Below are 18,339 nucleotides of genomic sequence, written 5' to 3' on the forward strand. Positions count from 1 at the left end.
TTATGTTTACTGATACCCTGGAAAAATGCGCCGCTAATGCGGCGCGCATAGCGCGCACCGCGCAACAAAGCCCGCTGGCATTCTGGATAGGTGCGGCCATGGCAGGCGCCTATGTCGGGCTGGCGATTATCCTGATCTTCACCCTTGGCAATCTTGCCGACCCGGCATACCGTCCGCTGTTAATGGGGGCAACCTTTGGTATCGCGCTGACACTGGTGATTATCGCCGGGTCGGAGCTGTTTACCGGCCATACCATGTTCCTCACCATTGGGGTGAAAGCGAGGAGCATCACCCACGGCCAGATGTGGTGCGTTCTGCCGCAGACCTGGCTCGGCAACTTGCTTGGCTCGGTGCTGGTAGCATTGATTTACTACTATGCGGCAGGAGCACTGCTGCCCAATCCCGGTTCCCTGATTCATAGCGCAGCACTGGCTAAAACCAGCCAGACCGCAATGGCTCTGTTCTTTAAAGGGGCGCTGTGTAACTGGCTGGTTTGTCTGGCGATCTGGATGGCAGTCCGCACTGAAGGCACCGCGAAGTTCCTCGCCATCTGGTGGTGCCTGCTGGCGTTTATCGCTTCTGGCTTCGAACACTCGGTCGCCAATATGACGCTCTTTGCGCTGTCATGGTTTGGTCAGCATAATGCCGATCTGACTTTGCAAGGTATCGGCCATAATTTGCTGTGGGTGACGCTGGGCAATATGTTCTCTGGCATGGTGCTGATGGGCCTCGGTTACTGGTACGCCACACCGCAGGCACAACGGCCACAGCCGGAAACCCAGACCAGCGCACTTAAATCGGCATAACGCATATGACAGCCCGCCCCGAGCGGGCTTTTTTAGGATCAGCTATGGATTACTTTCCCCTGTTTTGTCGCCTTCACAGCAAGCGTTGTTTGCTGGTGGGCGGTGGTGATGTCGCGGAGCGTAAAGCACGCCTGCTACTGGACGCCGGTGCTGACCTGTATGTCGGCGCACTGGATTTCTCCCCTGCTTTTCAGCAATGGGCGCAACAAGGGAAAGTGGTGCTACTGAATGGAGCCTTCACTGAAGCCTGGCTGGATGGCTGCTGGCTGGTGATTGCCGCCACCGATGATGATGCGGTGAATCAGCAGGTGGGCGCAGCCGCAGAAGCGCGCCGGATTTTTTGTAATCTGGTGGATGCACCGGAACAGGCCAGCGCTATCATGCCTTCGATTGTCGACCGCTCACCGCTCATGATTGCCGTCTCTTCTGGCGGCCGCGCACCGGTGCTGGCACGTCTGCTGCGCGAAAAACTGGAAGCCATGCTGCCACAACATCTCGGGCAACTGGCGGCCCTGGCGGGTTCACTGCGTGAGCGGGTGAAAAAGCGTTTTAACAGCATGGCGCAGCGTCGTCATTTCTGGGAGCGCTTCTTCGCCAGTGACCGACTGGCGCAATCACTTGCCAACGGTGATCAACCCCGCGCGGATGCCCTGGTCGATACTTTGTTCGATGCCCCGTTGTCGCAGCAAGGTGAAGTGGTGCTGGTAGGTGCCGGGCCAGGGGATGCAGGTTTGCTGACGCTGAAGGGTTTACAGCATATCCAGCAGGCTGATGTGGTGGTGTATGACCGCCTGGTGTCAGATCCGATCCTCAATCTGGTCCGCCGGGATGCGGAGCGTATCTTCGTGGGTAAACACGCCGGACACCACTGCGTTCCGCAATCGGAGATCAATCAATTGCTGCTGGAGCAGGCACAACGTGGCAAACGCGTGGTGCGACTCAAAGGCGGCGATCCTTTTATCTTTGGGCGCGGGGGTGAGGAGCTGGAAGTATTGGCGCAGCATAATATTCCTTTCAGCGTGGTGCCCGGCATTACCGCCGCATCAGGCTGTGCGGCCTATAGCGGCATTCCACTCACCCACCGCGATCACGCGCAGAGTGTGCGTTTTGTCACTGGCCATTTGCAACAGCATGGCGAAATTGAGTGGCAAAAGCTGGCGGCTGAACAGCAGACGCTGGTGTTTTATATGGGCCTGACGCAGGCACCGGAGATTCAGCGGCAGCTGATGTTTCATGGCATGGAAGCGGAAATGCCAGTCGCGCTGGTGCAAAACGGCACCACGCCACAACAACGCGTGGCAACGGGTCGGCTTGGCGAGCTGGCGACGCTGGCTCAACAGTTTGCCAGCCCGGCGCTGATTATTGTGGGACGCGTGGTAGGTCTGCGTTCGCAGTTGCGCTGGTTCTGATAAAAAAACGGCGGGCCATAATGGCCCGCCGCTCTGATTTACCTGTGCTGCCGCTTACGGCTGGGCAACAAAGCCAACCGCTTCGTAGACTTTCTTCAGCGTTTCCTGCGCATGAGCACGGGCTTTGGTCGCGCCATCACGCATCACCTGGTTGAGGAAATCCTCGTCGTTGCGATAGCGATAGTAACGCTCCTGCAACTCGCTCAGCATGCCGGAAACCGCGTCCGCGACCGCACCTTTCAGGTGGCCATACATTTTGCCTTCGAACTCCTGCTCCAGCTCGGCGATGGTTTTACCCGTCACACCCGCGAGAATATCCAGCAGGTTCGATACCCCGGCTTTCTCTTTGATGTCATAGCGCACCACTGGCGGCTCTTCGGAATCCGTCACTGCACGTTTGATCTTCTTCACCACCGCTTTAGGATCTTCCAGCAGACCAATCACGTTGTTGCGATTGTCGTCGGATTTCGACATCTTTTTGGTCGGTTCCAGCAGCGACATCACGCGTGCACCCGATTTCGGAATGAACGGCTCCGGTACCTTAAAGATATCGCCATATAACGCGTTGAAACGCTGTGCGATATCGCGGCTCAGTTCCAGATGCTGCTTCTGATCTTCCCCCACCGGAACCTGGTTGGTTTGATACAGCAGGATGTCAGCCGCCATCAGCACCGGGTAATCAAACAGACCGGCGTTGATGTTTTCTTCGTAGCGGGCGGATTTGTCTTTGAACTGCGTCATGCGGCTCAGCTCGCCGAAGTAGGCGTAGCAGTTGAGGATCCAGCTCAGTTGAGCGTGCTCCGGCACATGCGACTGAACAAAAATGGTGCTCTTGTTCGGATCGATACCACAGGCAAGATACAACGCCAGCGTATCCAGCGTAGCTTTACGCAGCGCTACCGGGTCCTGGCGAACGGTAATGGCGTGCAGATCGACGATGCAGTAAATGCAGTGGAAATCATCCTGCATCTGCACCCACTGACGCAGCGCACCCATATAGTTGCCAATGGTCAGTTCACCTGAAGGCTGGGCGCCGCTGAAAACGATGGGTTTGCTCATGCTTATGTCCTGATATTCACAGCCCGAGAGCGGGCAAAAGTTCGTCAAAAGAGTCGAGAGTTAAATCGGGTTGGCTGCTGGCAATAGGTTCGCCGTAGTTGTAGCCAAAGGTCATGCCGATGTTTGGTACGCCTGCCGCCTGGGCAGCGAGGATATCATTGCGTGAATCGCCAACAAACAGTAATTGCTGCGGCAGCACGCCAAATCGTCCCAGTACAAGGAAGATCGCTGCGGGATGCGGCTTTTTCACCACCACATCGTCACCGCCGATGATCAGTGAAAAGTATTCGGCAATCCCCAGCGAGGCCAGTAAAGGCGCAACAAACGGCGTAGGTTTATTGGTAACAATCGCCAGCGGCAACCCTTTTTCAGCCAGTTTTGCCAGCGTAGCTTTCACCTGGGGAAACAGCGTACTGCCCGCTTCCACCGTCTCCGCGTAATACTTATCAAACAGCGTACGCGCATCACGCTGTTCATTCTCTTGGGGTTCACGGCCCAGTGCCCAGGTCAATGCCCGGGTCATCATCACATCCGCACCGTTGCCAATCCAGGTCGAGGCGCGCGCCACGCCAGCGGGTGGCAATTGCAGATCGGCCAAAGCATGATCGATGGCTTGTGCCAGACCTGGCGCGCTGTCCACCAGCGTGCCATCAAGATCAAACGCCAGCGCGCGAATATCAGTGAAATGAGCCATTAACTTTCTCCAGTTCGCTGCGCATATCATCGATCACTTTTTTGTAATCGGGGTGGCCAAAAATGGCAGAACCGGCGACAAACATGTCGGCACCGGCGGCAGCGATCTGAGCGATGTTGTCAATTTTCACGCCACCATCCACTTCCAGACGGATATCGTAGCCGCTCTGGTCGATAAGGCGACGCGCCTGGCGCAGTTTATCCAGCGTACCGGGAATAAAGGATTGACCGCCAAAGCCAGGATTCACCGACATCAGCAGGATGATATCCAGTTTATCCATGACGTAATCAAGATAGCTGAGCGGTGTCGCCGGGTTGAACACCAGGCCCGCTTTACAGCCGTGTTCTTTGATCAGTTGCAGTGTACGATCGACATGCTGGCTGGCTTCAGGATGGAAGGTGATGTAGCTGGCTCCGGCTTTGGCAAATGCCGGGATGAGTTCATCAACCGGTTTCACCATCAGATGAACGTCAATGGGAGCAGTGATGCCGTAATCGCGCAGCGCTTTCAGCACCATCGGTCCCATGGTCAGATTGGGAACATAGTGGTTATCCATCACATCGAAATGCACCACGTCACCACCTGCAGCCAGCGCCCTGGCGGTATCCTCACCCAGACGGGCAAAGTCAGCAGAGAGGATTGAAGGGGCCAGTAAAAATTGTTTCATCCGATTCTCCCAATTTTGTGCGCCAGCGTGCACTGGCGTAATGCGTTGGTCGCGGACGAAACAGGCTAGCGGAAAAGCGCCAGCAGTTCGTCTACATGCGTGCGACCACTTATGCTTCGGCTGATGGAACGCCGGGCTTTGACAACGTGTAATACCGCATTCCGGTACCACTCACGCGTCAGCTTGGTATCGTGGTTGGAAATCAATACCGGGATCCTGCTCTCTTCCGCCAGCATTGCCGCCAGTTCCGCCAGATGCTGCTGCTCGTACAGGCTGAAACTGTTGGTGTGGTAGGCGGTAAAATTAGCCGTCGCTGTCAGGGGGGCGTATGGCGGATCGCAATACACCACCGAGCCTTTATGAGCGCGGTTCAGAGTAACATCGTACGATTCGCAGACAAAGGTGGCTTTTTGCGACCGCTCAGCAAACCACAACAGTTCCGCTTCCGGAAAATAAGGTTTGCGATATCGACCAAACGGCACATTGAACTCGCCCCGCAGATTGTAGCGGCACAGGCCGTTGTAACCATGACGGTTGAGATACAGAAACAACACCGCCCGCTGATAGATATCCCGGCTGGCATTGAAAGCGATGCGCTGCGCGTAGTAAAACTCCGCACAGTTAGTTTCCGGCGTGAATAGCTTACGGGCATCGTCAATAAATTCCGCAGTGCGCGTTTTGACAATGTTGTACAGATTAATCAGGTCACTGTTGATATCGGCCAGATGATAGCGCTCGTAGTCCGTGTTAAGAAACACAGAACCCGCGCCGACAAAAGGCTCGATCAGGCAGTCGCCTGGTGGCAAATGACGACGAATATCGTCAAGGAGCGGGTATTTCCCTCCAGCCCATTTCAGGAAAGCGCGATTTTTTTTCATGCTGTCGTGGTTATTACATCTTAATTATTGGCTGTGGCGGAACCGACAGCAGATCTGCGCTTAAAACGGGGCCACGTGAATGCGGCCCCACAATGATTATTCGCTCTCTTTTTTAACCTGGCTCAGGGGTTTCACCCAGGGATTTTGCGCCCGGACTTCAGCTGGCAGCGAAGAGACCGCGCGTTTGGCATCAGCCGGTGTGGCATAAGAACCACTCACCAGCACATACCATGGCTGACCATTACGGCTGGTTTTATACACATGGTAGCCACTGAGATTCTGTTTCTTCGCCCAGGCATTCAGACTCTCGGCCTTCGATGCCCCGCTCAGTTGCAGCGTATAGTTGCCTGAAGGCAGAGATTTGCTGGCACCACCATTGCTGACGGGTGCGGCGCTGTGGGCCACTGTCGACTGTGGTTTGCTCTCTCTGACCGCTGGCTTGCTGGCCGCTGGCGCTTTATGCGTACTCGGGTGCGTTTCACGCTGGCTGTTGGCACGTGGTTTCTCTTCGCGTGCAATCGGCGGAGTGATGGCTTTACCGCTGCCGATTACGGTCGCGGGAGCTGTCGGCAGTGAACTGTTAACCTGTGCACCCTGTGCGGCGTTATCAACCTGCCCCTGCTGATTATTCAGCGCGCTGTTGAGATCGCCCGGCAAGGTGACACGCTGCTGGTTCGGTGGTGTTTCAACCGGTGCAGCCTGAGTAGGAGTCGATGACACGGAAGGCATCGAAATGGATTGAGAACCGTTCGCGTCCGTCTGCGGATTACTGGTATCTGGCGTCGCACCACCTGCGGTTGACGGTGCTGCGTTCTGCTGGCCACTCATGGAGGTCGAGCCGGAGAGATCAATATTCTTTTCCGAACCGCCAGTCGCAGGAGCAGCGCTGTTATTGCCGGTATTACCTGCCGTATTCGCAGGCTTCTTGCTTTCATCGCCGCCATTCAGCGCAGAGCCGATACCCAGCACCAACAGCAACAGAACCAAAATCCCGATACCCATCATCATATGCTGACGGGAAACCGGCACTTTTACTTTCGGTGCAGACGACGATTTGCGGGGCCGCGTGGGACGGCGGTCACTGGCATCAGGTTTTAACTCGTCTTCCGGTTTAAACTCATCCATTTAGCCTCCTCCGTAAAACGGCACGCATCCGACGCACCGCATCACCACTCTCTTTTTTACCCGTCATATTTTGCGTCGCAGCTGCGTTGGCAGCGATCTGGGGCGATCAATAACCACTCCCTGGGATGCGCCCGCCAGCCGCGTTCCTGCGACTCGAATTATTCAGGGTATTATAATGACTTCTGACAATCGTTAATTGCAGCCAGCACCATATCATGTGCCACGCCAGCACGCACTTCAGAGCGACCAATAGCGAGAGGCAGCACCAGACGCAATTCACCCGCCAGAACTTTTTTATCGCGCATCATATGCGGCAGATACTCTTCGGCAGTCATGCTAGCCGGGCCATGCACCGGCAAACCGGCACGCAGCAACAGCGCAATAATGCGATCGGTATCGACCGTGCTGAACTGACCAAGGCGCTCAGCCGTACGTGCGGCCATCACCATGCCAGCCGCGACCGCTTCACCATGCAGCCAGTTGCCGTAGCCCATATGGGCTTCAATGGCATGACCAAAAGTATGGCCGAGATTGAGCAGCGCACGCTGACCGGTTTCACGTTCATCGGCAGCGACCACTTCGGCTTTCAGCTCGCAGCAACGGCGAATACAGTACGCCATGGCTTTTTCATCCAGGGCCAGCAGAGCATCAAGATTTTGCTCCAGCCACTGGAAAAAATCACCATCCAGAATGATGCCGTATTTGATAACTTCAGCCAGACCCGACGCCAGCTCACGCGGCGGCAGGGTTGCCAGGCAATCGGTATCCACCACCACAGACGCTGGCTGATAAAATGCGCCAATCATGTTTTTGCCGAGGGGGTGGTTAACGGCGGTTTTGCCACCAACGGAGGAGTCAACCTGAGAAAGCAGCGTCGTCGGCACCTGAATAAAGCGCACGCCACGCTGATAGCTGGCCGCAGCAAACCCGGTCAGATCACCAATCACGCCGCCACCAAGGGCAATCAGCGTGGTATCGCGACCATGCGGTTTTTGCAGCAATGCCGTAAACACATCATCCATCACGGCCAGCGTTTTGTACTGTTCACCATCGGGCAGGATCACCTGATCCACTTTCACCCCAGCCGCACTCAACAGTGCCGACAGTTTTTGCAGGTACATCGGTGCCAATGTCTGGTTGGTCACCAGCATGGCATTGTCACCTGCTTTCAGCGGCCAAAAAGAAGCCGGATCGTTAAACAGCCCGGCAGCTATGGTGATGGGGTAACTGCGATCCCCCAGTGAGACAGTGATCTTCTCCATGATGACCGATACCTATTACTTAGCCCTCAGGCGCTGGATCAACTTTTTTCCAGCATGTTGATGATCTGATTAGCCACTACTTTTGCGCTCTGATCGTCAGTGCGGATAGTGACATCAGCGATCTCTTCATAAAGCGGATTACGTTCGCCAGCCAGCGCTTCCAGCACTTCGCGCGGCGGAGAGTCAACCTGCAGCAGCGGGCGCTTTTTATCACGCTGGGTGCGGGCAAGTTGCTTTTCGATGGTGGTTTCGAGATAGACGACCACACCGCGGGCGGAGAGACGATTACGGGTTTCCCGGGATTTGACGGAACCGCCACCGGTCGCCAGCACGATGCCCTGCTTTTCGGTTAGCTCGTTGATAATTTTCTCTTCACGATCGCGGAAACCCGCTTCGCCTTCAACGTCAAACACCCAGCCTACATCCGCTCCGGTACGTCGCTCAATTTCCTGATCGGAATCGAAAAATTCCATATTGAGTTGCTGAGCTAACTGACGACCAATAGTGCTTTTGCCGGCACCCATCGGCCCAACCAGAAAGATATTGCGTTTCTCTGCCATTTTGTCGGTATTACTAAGAATTCGTTGATGATACCCCGCGTTCAGCTTTTGCTGGCGGGACAGGAACTGAGACCTCATGAGCGTTAGCAAGAGTCAGACGAAAAATTATCTCAACACTCATGGCCGTTTGGCAACCGAATAAATTGCCCCCGGCGACCTCTTAACAGGACCGGTCTGTGGTTCGCGAGACGGTAACGCACCTCCGCTACCCCTTTAATACTTCAGGTTACAGGTATACTGGTTGCGATCAATTATCCCCAATCACCTACTGCTCCGGGGGATTCGCTCCCTTGTTGCCTTCCTGCAACACACATTATTTGGGGTGTACATTCTTCTGACGCCAGTATCGCTTGTGACTGTCGCCCATCGGGAGGTTTTTTGTCGCGTTCCGTTACACCGTTTAAAAATCGCTAAACCTTGTAAGCTAATTCCTGTCCTGCGTCAACGCAGTTGGCATCATTGAGCGAATTTTCCTCATTATCCGGACGTAAGCGCTGCTTCCCTGACCAGTCTGGGTGTGATGAAAATCACCAGCTCCTTTTTTTTATGCTCATCCGTTTGATGGCGAAACAGATTTCCCAACAGTGGTAATTCCCCCAGCCAGGGCACCCGATGCTCCCCCTGAGAACGCTGCTGCTGGAAAATGCCGCCCAGTGCTAAAGTTTCACCATCGCGCAGCGTTACCTGCGTGTCGATTTCCTGCTTATCGATACTTAACGCCTGATGCTCCCCAGTGTTGATGGTGCGACCCGGCATGTTCTGGCTCAGTCGCAGTTTTAACTGAATGCGTCCGTTTCCCAGTACTACCGGCGTCACTTCCATCCCCAGCACCGCTTCTTTGAATTCAATCGCCGTCGCGCCGCTGTTACCGGATTTCACCTCGTAGGGGATTTCCGTCCCCTGTTTAATGGTGGCGGTTTGCTGATGCGAGGTAAAAAGCCGTGGACTGGCGATGATTTCAATCTGGCTTTCCTGTTCCAGTGCGCTTAGCTCAAGGTTGAGTAATTCTCCCCCTACCTGCCCGAGCGTCACACCCATGCGAAAGGCAGGATTGCTCACCGCCAGCGGGATCTCCAGTTGTGGATTGCGCAGGGCCTGCATCACGTCTTCTGCGGGCGACATCCCCCAATTGACCCCCAATTCGCGCAAATGCTCCTCGCTGATGGTCACGATATGAGCCGACAGCTCGACCTGCTCCAGCGGCAAATCCAGCGCGCTGAGCCAGCGAGTCGCCTCCTTTAATGCCTGCGGCGTATCCCGCAGCAACAGGCTGTTGGTACGGCTATCCACTGTGGCGCTACCGCGCGGTGTCAGCAGCGAGCGTTCCGCCTGCAAACTGCGCCAGACATCGCCAGCGTTGGCGTAATGAAAGGTCACGGTCTGCTGTGCCAGCGCAATTTGCTGCTGCTGTTCTTCGCGTTCCGCCTGGGCTTTTTGCGTCTGCCATTGCTGCCAGCTTTCCGGATAAACCAGCAATACCCCCTCTTCGTGCACCACACTCAGCCGAGCCAGCCGGGATACCAGCGACAGCGCCCGCTGCCAGTCAACATCTTCCAGCCGCAGCGAGAGCCGCCCTTCAACGCCAGGCGCGATCAACAGGTTAGTTTGCTGATAATCCGCCAGCGCCTGCAAAATACGCTCAACCGGCGCATCGTCAAACACCAGACTCAGCCGCTGATCATTGGCGTGCAGTGGCGCGGTCAGCCATAGCAGCAACAGTATCCATACCTTCATCCGTGGCATAAAAACCTCCTTTTATTTGTAGGGTGATCTGCTGCGCTGAGCAGCTCTGGTCCGCATGCAGGCGCAATGTTCGTGACGTTACCTGCTGCACGCGCCAGCTCGAAAAAGGTAAAAGCATCTGCTCAGTCAGCCTGATACTTTTGCCCTGTGGCGAGCGCAGCCAGGCAACATAACGCTGGGGAGTGCCGACGATGCCCTGCAACCGCCATCCTTCAACAGAGGTAACAACGGTATGACAAATGGCAGGGGCAAGCGGCTGGAAAGGGTCACGGGCCGGCGCGAGGGCGCTGTACAGTATCAACAGCAGGACAACGCTACTGCGCATCACTTTTCTCCAGCCAAAACTGTGCCATCAAGCCCCCTTGTTCCGACTGCAACTGAAAGCGTTCAGGAACAGGCAATGTCGTGTGCGCCAGCTCAGCAAACAGCGGAGTGAACTGCTGCCAGTTCAGCCTTAACACCACCTGCTGCGGCTGGCTTTCCGGCTGCCATGTGTCCAGTTGAGTGCCCCGCGCAGCCAGAATGGACTCCAGCAGCTTTGGGGAGTTACCCATCACGAGGGGTTGCTGTAACCTGCTGATTTCAGCAATCAGTTCATCAGTTGTGGGCCACAAAGCCAGCTGCTGCTGACGCTGTTGTTCAAGCTGGGTTTGCTGTATCAGCTGACGTTCCCGCTCAGCCCGCGCCTGTTGCTGGGGCAACAACATGACCAACCAACCTACCGCCAATATCGGTAATGACAGCACCAGCAGCCAGGCCACTCGCCATGTGATCGTCAGTTGTCGCCAGCGTTGCAGCCATTCATTCACCGTTCACCTCCTGGACCTGGGCGCGCAGGGTGAAACGATAGTGTCCATCTGGCTGGCGTTGCACATTTCCCTGACGAATCACCGGAAATAGCGGCAAGGTTGCCAGTTGAGAGCGAAAATCACTTACCGCGGCCATCCCGGATGCCAGCCCTTCCAGAAATAATTGCCCCTGCCTGCGCTCAATACGGCTGAGCCAGAGTGTTTCCGGCATCAGTTGCGGTAATCGCTGCCAGAACTGTTGCCAGGCCCGGTGCTGCAACTGTCGGGTCTGTTGCCTGTGTTTCGCCTGCACCAGGAAATCGCGCTGATGCACTAATGCCTGACGGGTATGAATATGTTGTTCCAGCGCGCTCAGCCTTTGAGAGATCGCATGTTGCTCAGCACGCTGTTGCTGCGCTGCGTGATACCCCTGCCAGCCGCCTGACAGCACCACCAGCAGAGCAATACCCGGGGCGCTCACCAGTATCATCAGGCTCCGCTGACGCTGACGTTGCCACTGCTGGACGCGCCAGGGGAGCAGGTTTACCGTCAACATCAGGTATCCTCCGGGCGCAACGCCAGCCCAAGAGCCAGCGCAAAAACGCCCTCGTTTTCCGGTTGCGGTAGCTGCAAATAGCGCAGCAGCGAAAAGGGTTTGATGGCGGTAAACCCGTCGACAGGTGCCGTACACAGCATCGTCTCTGCCTGGGGAAACATCTCCTGTAAATGCGTCAGCGACAGTGGCCCGGTACTCGATCCAGAGACAACCTCTGAACCGGCCAGATACCACAGCCAGTGATCGCTCAACGGATGAACCAGCAACTGCTGATGACTGAGTCGCAGACGCTGCGCCACCTGCGCCAGCGCCAGGCTGCTCAACTCAAACACATCGGGCTGTAAACCAGCTTGTCGTAAGGGGGTGAGCCATTGTGCAATCACTTCACGCCGTGCCGCCGTGATACACAATTGTGATAAGGAAGATGCGCGATAATCCAGCGCCAGCGAAGCTGGCTCCACCGGAAATAACCTTTGCGCTGACGCCTGCACATAGCGGTTTAGCGCCGGTTCGCGTAGCGTGGTGTCCGGCAGAGTTAACGCGCGTTGCAACACCAGTTGCGGCGGCAGGCCAACACGCAATGAGTAGCGCCCGGGTAGCTGGCGTCGCCACTGCTGTAACACCGCCAGCAGTGCGGGTGAGGACTGCAGGACACCGTTTCTTAACGTATCCTGTGGCAGTGTCTGCTGCTGCCAGTGCCTGAGTTGCCAGCCGTGGCGACGACGCTGAATCGCCACCGCACAAAACCGTCCATTTTGAATATCCAACCCAATTTGCCAGCGCTGAAAAACCATGCGCGTACTCTCCTTATCCTTAGAGGTAAAAATCCTGAATATCCTGCGTTGCAGGATGGCAGCCGGTGCATAACTCCTCAGGTTAATGGCCCGAGAGAATGCAGATAGCGAACGCTCCGGCAACTTGAAGTATGCCGGGTATATCAAAGCGTCAGGCTTGCCTTTATACTACCGCGCGATTGTTTATAAACTGCCCAAACGACAACAGATGGGAAATCTCAGGTGAAGTTCGTAAAGTATTTATTGATCCTTGCAGTGTGTTGCATCTTGCTGGGAGCCGGCTCGATTTATGGTTTGTACAAGTACATAGAGCCGCAGTTGCCCGACGTAAACACATTAAAAGATGTGCGCCTGCAAACCCCGATGCAGGTTTATAGCGCGGATGGCGAGCTTATCGCCCAGTACGGCGAAAAACGCCGTGTGCCGCTTACCCTGCAACAAATGCCGCCTGAGCTGATCAAAGCGTTTATTGCCACCGAAGATAGCCGTTTCTACGAGCATCATGGTGTTGATCCGGTTGGTATTTTCCGTGCTGCCAGCATTGCGCTGGTTTCCGGCCATGCTTCGCAGGGTGCCAGTACCATTACCCAGCAGCTCGCGCGTAACTTCTTCCTCAGCCCGGAACGCACCCTGATGCGTAAGATTAAGGAAGCGTTCCTGGCGATCCGCATCGAACAGTTGCTGACCAAAGATGAAATTCTTGAGCTGTACCTCAATAAGATTTACCTCGGTTACCGCGCTTATGGTGTGGGTGCTGCTGCGCAGGTCTATTTTGGTAAATCAGTCGATCAGCTATCGCTGAGTGAAATGGCGATGATTGCGGGCCTGCCAAAAGCACCGTCCACCTTCAACCCGCTCTACTCGCATCAGCGCGCACTGGCTCGCCGTAATGTCGTGCTGTCCCGCATGCTGGATCAGAATTACATCACCCAGCAGCAGTACGATGATGCACGCAACACGCCGCTGGTAGCCAGTTATCATGGCCCGGAAATCGCCTTCTCCGCCCCTTATCTGAGCGAGATGGTGCGCCAGGAGATGGTGAAGCGCTACGGTGACAGCGCCTACGAGGATGGTTACAAGGTTTACACCACCGTGACACGTCGTTTGCAGGAAGCGGCACAGCAGGCTGTGCGCAACAACGTGATCGCCTATGATATGCGTCATGGCTATCGTGGTCCGACGAACGTGTTGTGGAAAGCGGGTGAAACCAGCTGGGATCAAACCCGCATCCAGAACGCGCTGAAAGACCTGCCCCTCTATGGCCCGCTTAATCCGGCCGTGGTCACCAGTGTCAGTAACGACGGTGCGACAGCCATGCTGAAAGATGGCAGCAGCGTGTCACTGGCAATGGCCGGTGTTCGCTGGGCCAGAGCCTACAAATCCGACACCCTGCAAGGTCCTACGCCGCGTAGCGTGTCTCAGGTGTTACAGGCAGGCCAGCAGATTTGGGTACGTAAGGTTGATAATGACTGGTGGCTGGGCCAGGTTCCGCTGGTGAACTCGGCTCTGGTATCGCTCAATCCTGAAGATGGTGCGGTACGCGCGCTGGTCGGTGGTTTTGACTTCAATCAGAGCATGTTCAATCGCGCGACCCAGGCGTTGCGTCAGGTTGGCTCCAATATCAAGCCATTCCTGTACACCGCTGCAATGGACCGTGGTCTGACGCTGGCTTCCATTCTGAACGACGTGCCGATTTCACGTTGGGATGCGGGTGCGGGAGCCGACTGGCGACCGAAAAACTCCCCGCCGACCTATGACGGCCCTATTCGTTTGCGTCAGGGCTTAGGTCAGTCGAAAAACGTCGTCATGGTGCGAGCGATGCGTGCCATGGGTGTCGATTACGCAGCGCAGTATCTGCAACGTTTCGGCTTCCCGGCACAGAACATCATTCATACCGAATCGCTGGCATTGGGTGCCGCTTCATTTACCCCGATGCAGGTAGTACGCGGTTACTCGGTGATGGCGAACGGAGGCTTCCTGATCGATCCGTATTTCATTACGAAGATTGAGAACGAACAGGGTGCCACGGTATTTGAAGCCAAACCGAAAATCGCCTGCCCGCAGTGCAATTTGCCGGTAATTTATGGTGATACGCAAAAATCCGTTGCGTTGAATGAGGAGAGTGTCGAAAACGTCGCTGTCTCCAGCCAGGCGCAGAACCAGACGGTTCCACAGCCGGAGCTGGAACAGGTGCCAGCTCAGCCGCAACCGGCGGGCGACCAGCAGTATGCTCCGCATGTGATCAATACGCCGCTGTCGTTCCTGATTAAAAGCGCGCTGAACAGCAACGTCTTCGGCGAACCGGGTTGGATGGGTACCGGCTGGCGCGCGGGTCGTGACCTGAAACGTAACGATATCGGCGGTAAAACCGGTACCACCAACAGCTCGAAAGATGCCTGGTTCTCCGGTTACGGTCCTGGCGTCGTGACGTCGGTATGGATCGGCTTCGATGATTCTCGTGCGTTGGGCCGCACTACGGTTTCGGGTGCCATTCCGGATCAAATCTCCGGCTATGAAGGTGGTGCGAAGAGTGCACAACCGGCGTGGGATGATTATATGAAATCCGCACTGGATGGCGTCCCGGTTCAACCGTTAACACCGCCAGATGGCGTGGTAACGGTAACCATCGATCGCGGCACCGGCAAGCTGGCGAATGGCGGCGGTAATACGCGTCAGGAGTTCTTTATCAATGGTACGCAGCCGACCGAATATTCGGTCCATGATGTCGGCACCACCATTATGGACAACGGGCAAAGCCACGAATTGTTCTGATAAAAAAAGCCGGCAAATATGCCGGCTTTTTTATGATGCTCATCCGCAATAACCTGATGCGTGAAGCTTCAGTAACTCAGCCGTCCCTGTTTCACCAGCCATTCACGCACCAAAAACAATGCACTCACGTTGCGGGCCTCACGGAAATCAGGTTCTTCCAGCAAAGCCAGCAGGTTATTGAGGGGCCAGCGGCGGACAATCAGTGGTTCTGGTTCATCCCCCTCCAGCTTTTCCTCATACAGCCCTTCCGCCACCACAATGTTCATCTTGCTGGAGAAATAAGAGGGAGCCATAGTGAGTTTGCCCAACGTTTCCAGTTTAGTCGCACCAAAACCGACCTCTTCTTTTAGCTCACGATCTGCCGCTTCAAACGCACTTTCACCCGGATCGATGAGTCCTTTTGGGAAACCCAGTTCGTAACTTTCCAGCCCGACGGCATATTCCTGGATCAGAATCACATCGTCACCGAGGATGGGGACAATCATCACCGCTTCCCGATCGGAAGGTTTCATGCGCTCGTAAACCCGCCGGGCGCCATTACTGAAAGCGAGATCGACTGCTTCGATGGTAAACAATCGGGAGCGGGCCACCGCTGCCACGTTGAGGATGTCAGGTTTTTTCTGTGGAGTTTTCATATCAACCTCAAACTTTGCACGACCTTGTGATGCGATAATGCCAGCATCGGCACAGCATACCGAAGCCCGAATAAATGTGCGACAAACAGCGCAGGTAAACTAAGATGTCATATATTTACTAACCGGTACTAACAACATATTGTTATTTCAGCTTTAAAACTCTCACAATAAGTCAACCGGGAGAAGGTAAATTCAGAAAATACCGATTTTTAATTGAGTGGGGTCCCGATAATATTCCGATAAGGAATAATCTAATAATTTCTAATTTAATGATTTTGCGCGTTATTTTATCTGACATTTCACTTGTCAGAATGACATCAGCTCGCCAAAATTGACCTGTATTGATCATTCACCGGGAGCAGATCGTTAACGTGAAGGCAGTTTTTTGGCTGAACTGAGCATAGCATGAGCACAATTATCATTATTCTGGCCATCGTGATGGCTTGCTCAATGCTGGCAGGCATAGGTTATTGGTACGCTATGCGGCATCGTCCGCCGTTGGCGAAACCTCTGCCGTTCATTAATCCGCCCTGCCGTAAACTCACTGACGAAGAACGTGCTGCTGTTGAAAAGTACATTGCCTCGCTGGCGAAACAGCATCAACAGCAAGACATGCGCGCCAGCAAGAAACAGCGGGAACCTGAAGGATTAACGCTGACGGCGCAAAGCAACAATGTCTATCCTGTCACCCGTGCTATCACCCGTTATGGTTTATCGACCGATGCGCCGCAGAAATGGCGTTACTATCTGGATGCGGTCGAAGTGCATCTGCCGCCACTGTGGGAACAGTACATCGCCGATGAAAATTACGTTGAACTGATTCGCACCCAAACCCTGCCGCTGGTGATCTCGCTGAATGGTCATTCACTGGTGGACTACGCCGTTGAACAGCCCGCGCTGCCGCCACTGGTACGCTCGATGTCGACCAATGCCTCAATCCGCAAGGAAGAGAGTGAAAATGTCGAGCTGTTGCAGGTGCGTAAAGAAACGCCAGAAGAATATGCGCTGTCCCGCACCGATGGTACCCGCGAAGCGGCCACTATCTGTTTTGCTTTCCTGTTGTTCTTCCTGAGTCTGGTACTGCCTGGCAGCATGATGGTATGGATCGCCCTGCTGGGTGGCGCGATGATCGCCGTCAGTCTGTGGTTTCTCTACCGCTGCCCGGGTGAAAAAGATTTACGTGACGTGCATTGCCTGCGCGGCGCACCAAAACGCTGGGGGCTGTTTGGTGAGTCAAATCAGGAACAAAGCAACATCTCCCTCGGTATTATCGATTTAGTTTATCCGCCCCACTGGCAGCCCTACGTGGCACACGATCTGGGCCAGGTGACCGATGTCGAGATTTACCTGAATCGCCAGGTGGTACGTCAGGGGCGTTTCCTGTCATTGCAGGATGAAGTACGTAACTTCCCGGTACAGCGCTGGCGCAAAAATCTGGTGCTGGCCTGCGGTTCGCTGCTGGTGCTGATCATGCTGGTCAGCTGGATTCCGCTCAGCATGCCCATCAAGCTCAGTCTCGCCTGGGTGAAAGGCACCGAAAGCCTGGAAGTGAATAACGTTGATAAGCTGAATGCGATGCCGTTGCATATTGGCGATAGCCTGAAGGTCAGCGGCACCGGCATGTGTTCCGTGCCGGGTAACTACCAGAGCAATCGCAGCTACACTTTTATGCCGTTCGATTGCTCGGCCATCTACTGGAATAACGCCACGCCGCTGCCGCAGCCACAATCCGATATTATCGATAAAGCCGCCGCGCTGCTCGACACCACTACGCGCCAGCTGCACCCTGAAACCAACACCGACCCTAAACTCAACCCGCAACTCGCTTCTGCGATTCAGAAGTCGGGCATGATTTTACTGGATGACTTCTCCGATTTGGTGCTGAAAACTCAGGATTTGTGTAGCCAGCAGCAGGACTGTGTGCGACTGAAAAACGCGCTGGTTAACCTCGGCAATGCCAAAGACTGGGACACGTTGATCCATCGCGCAGATTCCGGGCGTCTGAACGGTATGAACGTGCTGCTGCGCCCGGTGAGCGCTGAGGCGCTGGAAAATCTGGTCAATACCGCGACCTCTACCTTCTTCTCACGCGAAACCCGCCGGGCAGCGGAAAATCTCAACAGCCCGCCGCCGGGTGGTTTTCTGATTATTAGCGATGAAGGTCGTCAGCTGGTGAACCAACCGCAACCGGCCGTGCCGCTGTTTGACCTCGATGCGCCATCGCAGTGGCGCGAACTGCAACGCATGTCCGCAATGCTGCTGCACACGCCCTTCTCCGCCAGCGGCATCATTACCAGCATTACCACTGATGCCAACGGCACCCGCCACATCGCGCTACATAATGAACCCGATGCCATGGCGCAGTGGCGCTATCTCGGCACCGCGTTACTGATGGTGGTGTTGATTGCCTGCGCATTGATTAACGGCCTGCTGGCGTTACGCCGTGTGCATCGCAACCGCCGCCGTATGGCCGAGATACAGCAGTATTACGACAAATGTTTTAATCACAATCTCAGCACTATGCAGAGCGTGCGCTCACTGTTCTGAGCCTTTCCCTTCTGTGCTACCCTGTCGCCCTGTTTTCAGGGCGG

Annotated in this window: 17 protein-coding genes; 4 read left to right on the forward strand and 13 right to left on the reverse strand. The window is 55.2% G+C overall.

Translation table 11 applies throughout. The features are described 5' to 3' along the window. Window positions 1-2: 2 nt before the first annotated feature. Window positions 3-806 (forward strand): nitrite transporter NirC, encoded by an 804-nt coding sequence (nirC, locus tag PW844_RS03905; protein ID WP_299447612.1) that lies wholly within the window; start codon window positions 3-5, stop codon window positions 804-806. A 44-nt stretch (window positions 807-850) separates the two neighbouring features. Beyond that, window positions 851-2,215 (forward strand): siroheme synthase CysG, encoded by a 1,365-nt coding sequence (gene cysG / locus PW844_RS03910; protein ID WP_299447614.1) that lies wholly within the window; start codon window positions 851-853, stop codon window positions 2,213-2,215. A gap of 54 nt (window positions 2,216-2,269) precedes the next feature. Here cysG and trpS read toward each other — a convergent pair whose 3' ends face one another. The 12 genes from trpS to pilM form a co-directional block, all read right to left on the reverse strand. Continuing rightward, complete coding sequence (gene trpS, locus PW844_RS03915) at window positions 2,270-3,274, reverse strand: tryptophan--tRNA ligase (protein WP_299447616.1); 1,005 nt, start codon at window positions 3,272-3,274, stop codon at window positions 2,270-2,272. Window positions 3,275-3,290: 16 nt separating this feature from the next. Further along, window positions 3,291-3,968: a phosphoglycolate phosphatase gene (locus PW844_RS03920; RefSeq protein WP_299447618.1), complete on the reverse strand. Its 678-nt coding sequence runs from the start codon at window positions 3,966-3,968 to the stop codon at window positions 3,291-3,293. After that, complete coding sequence (rpe, locus tag PW844_RS03925; protein ID WP_084877443.1) at window positions 3,952-4,635, reverse strand: ribulose-phosphate 3-epimerase; 684 nt, start codon at window positions 4,633-4,635, stop codon at window positions 3,952-3,954. Before rpe ends, PW844_RS03920 begins: the two co-directional genes overlap by 17 nt. A gap of 65 nt (window positions 4,636-4,700) precedes the next feature. Then, on the reverse strand, window positions 4,701-5,513 hold the full coding sequence (gene dam, locus PW844_RS03930; protein WP_299447621.1) for an adenine-specific DNA-methyltransferase: 813 nt from the start codon (window positions 5,511-5,513) through the stop codon (window positions 4,701-4,703). Window positions 5,514-5,609: 96 nt separating this feature from the next. Next, window positions 5,610-6,638 (reverse strand): SPOR domain-containing protein, encoded by a 1,029-nt coding sequence (locus PW844_RS03935; RefSeq protein ID WP_299447623.1) that lies wholly within the window; start codon window positions 6,636-6,638, stop codon window positions 5,610-5,612. A 170-nt stretch (window positions 6,639-6,808) separates the two neighbouring features. Next, complete coding sequence (gene aroB, locus PW844_RS03940; RefSeq protein WP_299447624.1) at window positions 6,809-7,900, reverse strand: 3-dehydroquinate synthase; 1,092 nt, start codon at window positions 7,898-7,900, stop codon at window positions 6,809-6,811. A gap of 38 nt (window positions 7,901-7,938) precedes the next feature. Further along, window positions 7,939-8,460, reverse strand: coding sequence for a shikimate kinase AroK (gene aroK, locus PW844_RS03945; protein ID WP_041525861.1), 522 nt, complete (start codon window positions 8,458-8,460; stop codon window positions 7,939-7,941). Between the two features lie 477 nt (window positions 8,461-8,937). Next, entirely contained in the window at window positions 8,938-10,194 is a 1,257-nt protein-coding gene (gene hofQ, locus PW844_RS03950) for a DNA uptake porin HofQ (protein ID WP_299449143.1), read from the reverse strand. Next, a complete protein-coding gene (locus PW844_RS03955) occupies window positions 10,139-10,528 on the reverse strand; it encodes a HofP DNA utilization family protein (RefSeq protein ID WP_299447626.1) in 390 nt (129 codons plus the stop codon). The genes hofQ and PW844_RS03955 overlap by 56 nt, the downstream gene beginning before the upstream one ends. Continuing rightward, a complete protein-coding gene (locus PW844_RS03960) occupies window positions 10,518-11,012 on the reverse strand; it encodes a hypothetical protein (RefSeq protein ID WP_299447628.1) in 495 nt (164 codons plus the stop codon). Before PW844_RS03960 ends, PW844_RS03955 begins: the two co-directional genes overlap by 11 nt. Further along, entirely contained in the window at window positions 11,005-11,547 is a 543-nt protein-coding gene (locus PW844_RS03965) for a PilN domain-containing protein (RefSeq protein ID WP_299447630.1), read from the reverse strand. Before PW844_RS03965 ends, PW844_RS03960 begins: the two co-directional genes overlap by 8 nt. Continuing rightward, the gene (gene pilM / locus PW844_RS03970; RefSeq protein ID WP_299447632.1) at window positions 11,547-12,341 is read right to left on the reverse strand and encodes a pilus assembly protein PilM; all 795 of its coding nucleotides are present in this window, start codon (window positions 12,339-12,341) and stop codon (window positions 11,547-11,549) included. Before pilM ends, PW844_RS03965 begins: the two co-directional genes overlap by 1 nt. A 222-nt stretch (window positions 12,342-12,563) precedes the next feature. On the opposite strand from pilM, the gene mrcA reads away from it, so the two are divergent. After that, window positions 12,564-15,113 carry a peptidoglycan glycosyltransferase/peptidoglycan DD-transpeptidase MrcA gene (gene mrcA, locus PW844_RS03975; protein ID WP_299447634.1) on the forward strand — a complete coding sequence of 850 codons (2,550 nt, stop codon included), beginning with the start codon at window positions 12,564-12,566 and terminating at the stop codon, window positions 15,111-15,113. Window positions 15,114-15,181: 68 nt separating this feature from the next. Here the strand turns inward: mrcA and nudE are convergent, their stop codons facing one another. Further along, the gene (gene nudE / locus PW844_RS03980; RefSeq protein WP_084877477.1) at window positions 15,182-15,748 is read right to left on the reverse strand and encodes an ADP compounds hydrolase NudE; all 567 of its coding nucleotides are present in this window, start codon (window positions 15,746-15,748) and stop codon (window positions 15,182-15,184) included. 405 nt (window positions 15,749-16,153) lie between these two features. Between nudE and PW844_RS03985 the strand changes: the two genes are divergently transcribed. Next, a complete protein-coding gene (locus tag PW844_RS03985; protein ID WP_299447642.1) occupies window positions 16,154-18,295 on the forward strand; it encodes an intracellular growth attenuator family protein in 2,142 nt (713 codons plus the stop codon). Window positions 18,296-18,339 lie beyond the last annotated feature (44 nt).

It is taken from the genome of Pantoea sp., assembly GCF_028283705.1.
GTDB lineage: Bacteria > Pseudomonadota > Gammaproteobacteria > Enterobacterales > Enterobacteriaceae > Pantoea.

Bases quoted from the DNA above. Each gene is read 5' to 3' on its own strand.
- nirC (WP_299447612.1), top strand. From the start codon at position 3: ATGTTTACTGATACCCTGGAAAAATGCGCCGCTAATGCGGCGCGCATA.
- cysG (WP_299447614.1), top strand. From the start codon at position 851: ATGGATTACTTTCCCCTGTTTTGTCGCCTTCACAGCAAGCGTTGTTTG.
- trpS (WP_299447616.1), bottom strand. From the start codon at position 3,274: ATGAGCAAACCCATCGTTTTCAGCGGCGCCCAGCCTTCAGGTGAACTG.
- PW844_RS03920 (WP_299447618.1), bottom strand. From the start codon at position 3,968: ATGGCTCATTTCACTGATATTCGCGCGCTGGCGTTTGATCTTGATGGC.
- rpe (WP_084877443.1), bottom strand. From the start codon at position 4,635: ATGAAACAATTTTTACTGGCCCCTTCAATCCTCTCTGCTGACTTTGCC.
- dam (WP_299447621.1), bottom strand. From the start codon at position 5,513: ATGAAAAAAAATCGCGCTTTCCTGAAATGGGCTGGAGGGAAATACCCG.
- PW844_RS03935 (WP_299447623.1), bottom strand. From the start codon at position 6,638: ATGGATGAGTTTAAACCGGAAGACGAGTTAAAACCTGATGCCAGTGAC.
- aroB (WP_299447624.1), bottom strand. From the start codon at position 7,900: ATGGAGAAGATCACTGTCTCACTGGGGGATCGCAGTTACCCCATCACC.
- aroK (WP_041525861.1), bottom strand. From the start codon at position 8,460: ATGGCAGAGAAACGCAATATCTTTCTGGTTGGGCCGATGGGTGCCGGC.
- hofQ (WP_299449143.1), bottom strand. From the start codon at position 10,194: ATGAAGGTATGGATACTGTTGCTGCTATGGCTGACCGCGCCACTGCAC.
- PW844_RS03955 (WP_299447626.1), bottom strand. From the start codon at position 10,528: ATGCGCAGTAGCGTTGTCCTGCTGTTGATACTGTACAGCGCCCTCGCG.
- PW844_RS03965 (WP_299447630.1), bottom strand. From the start codon at position 11,547: ATGTTGACGGTAAACCTGCTCCCCTGGCGCGTCCAGCAGTGGCAACGT.
- pilM (WP_299447632.1), bottom strand. From the start codon at position 12,341: ATGGTTTTTCAGCGCTGGCAAATTGGGTTGGATATTCAAAATGGACGG.
- nudE (WP_084877477.1), bottom strand. From the start codon at position 15,748: ATGAAAACTCCACAGAAAAAACCTGACATCCTCAACGTGGCAGCGGTG.
- PW844_RS03985 (WP_299447642.1), top strand. From the start codon at position 16,154: ATGAGCACAATTATCATTATTCTGGCCATCGTGATGGCTTGCTCAATG.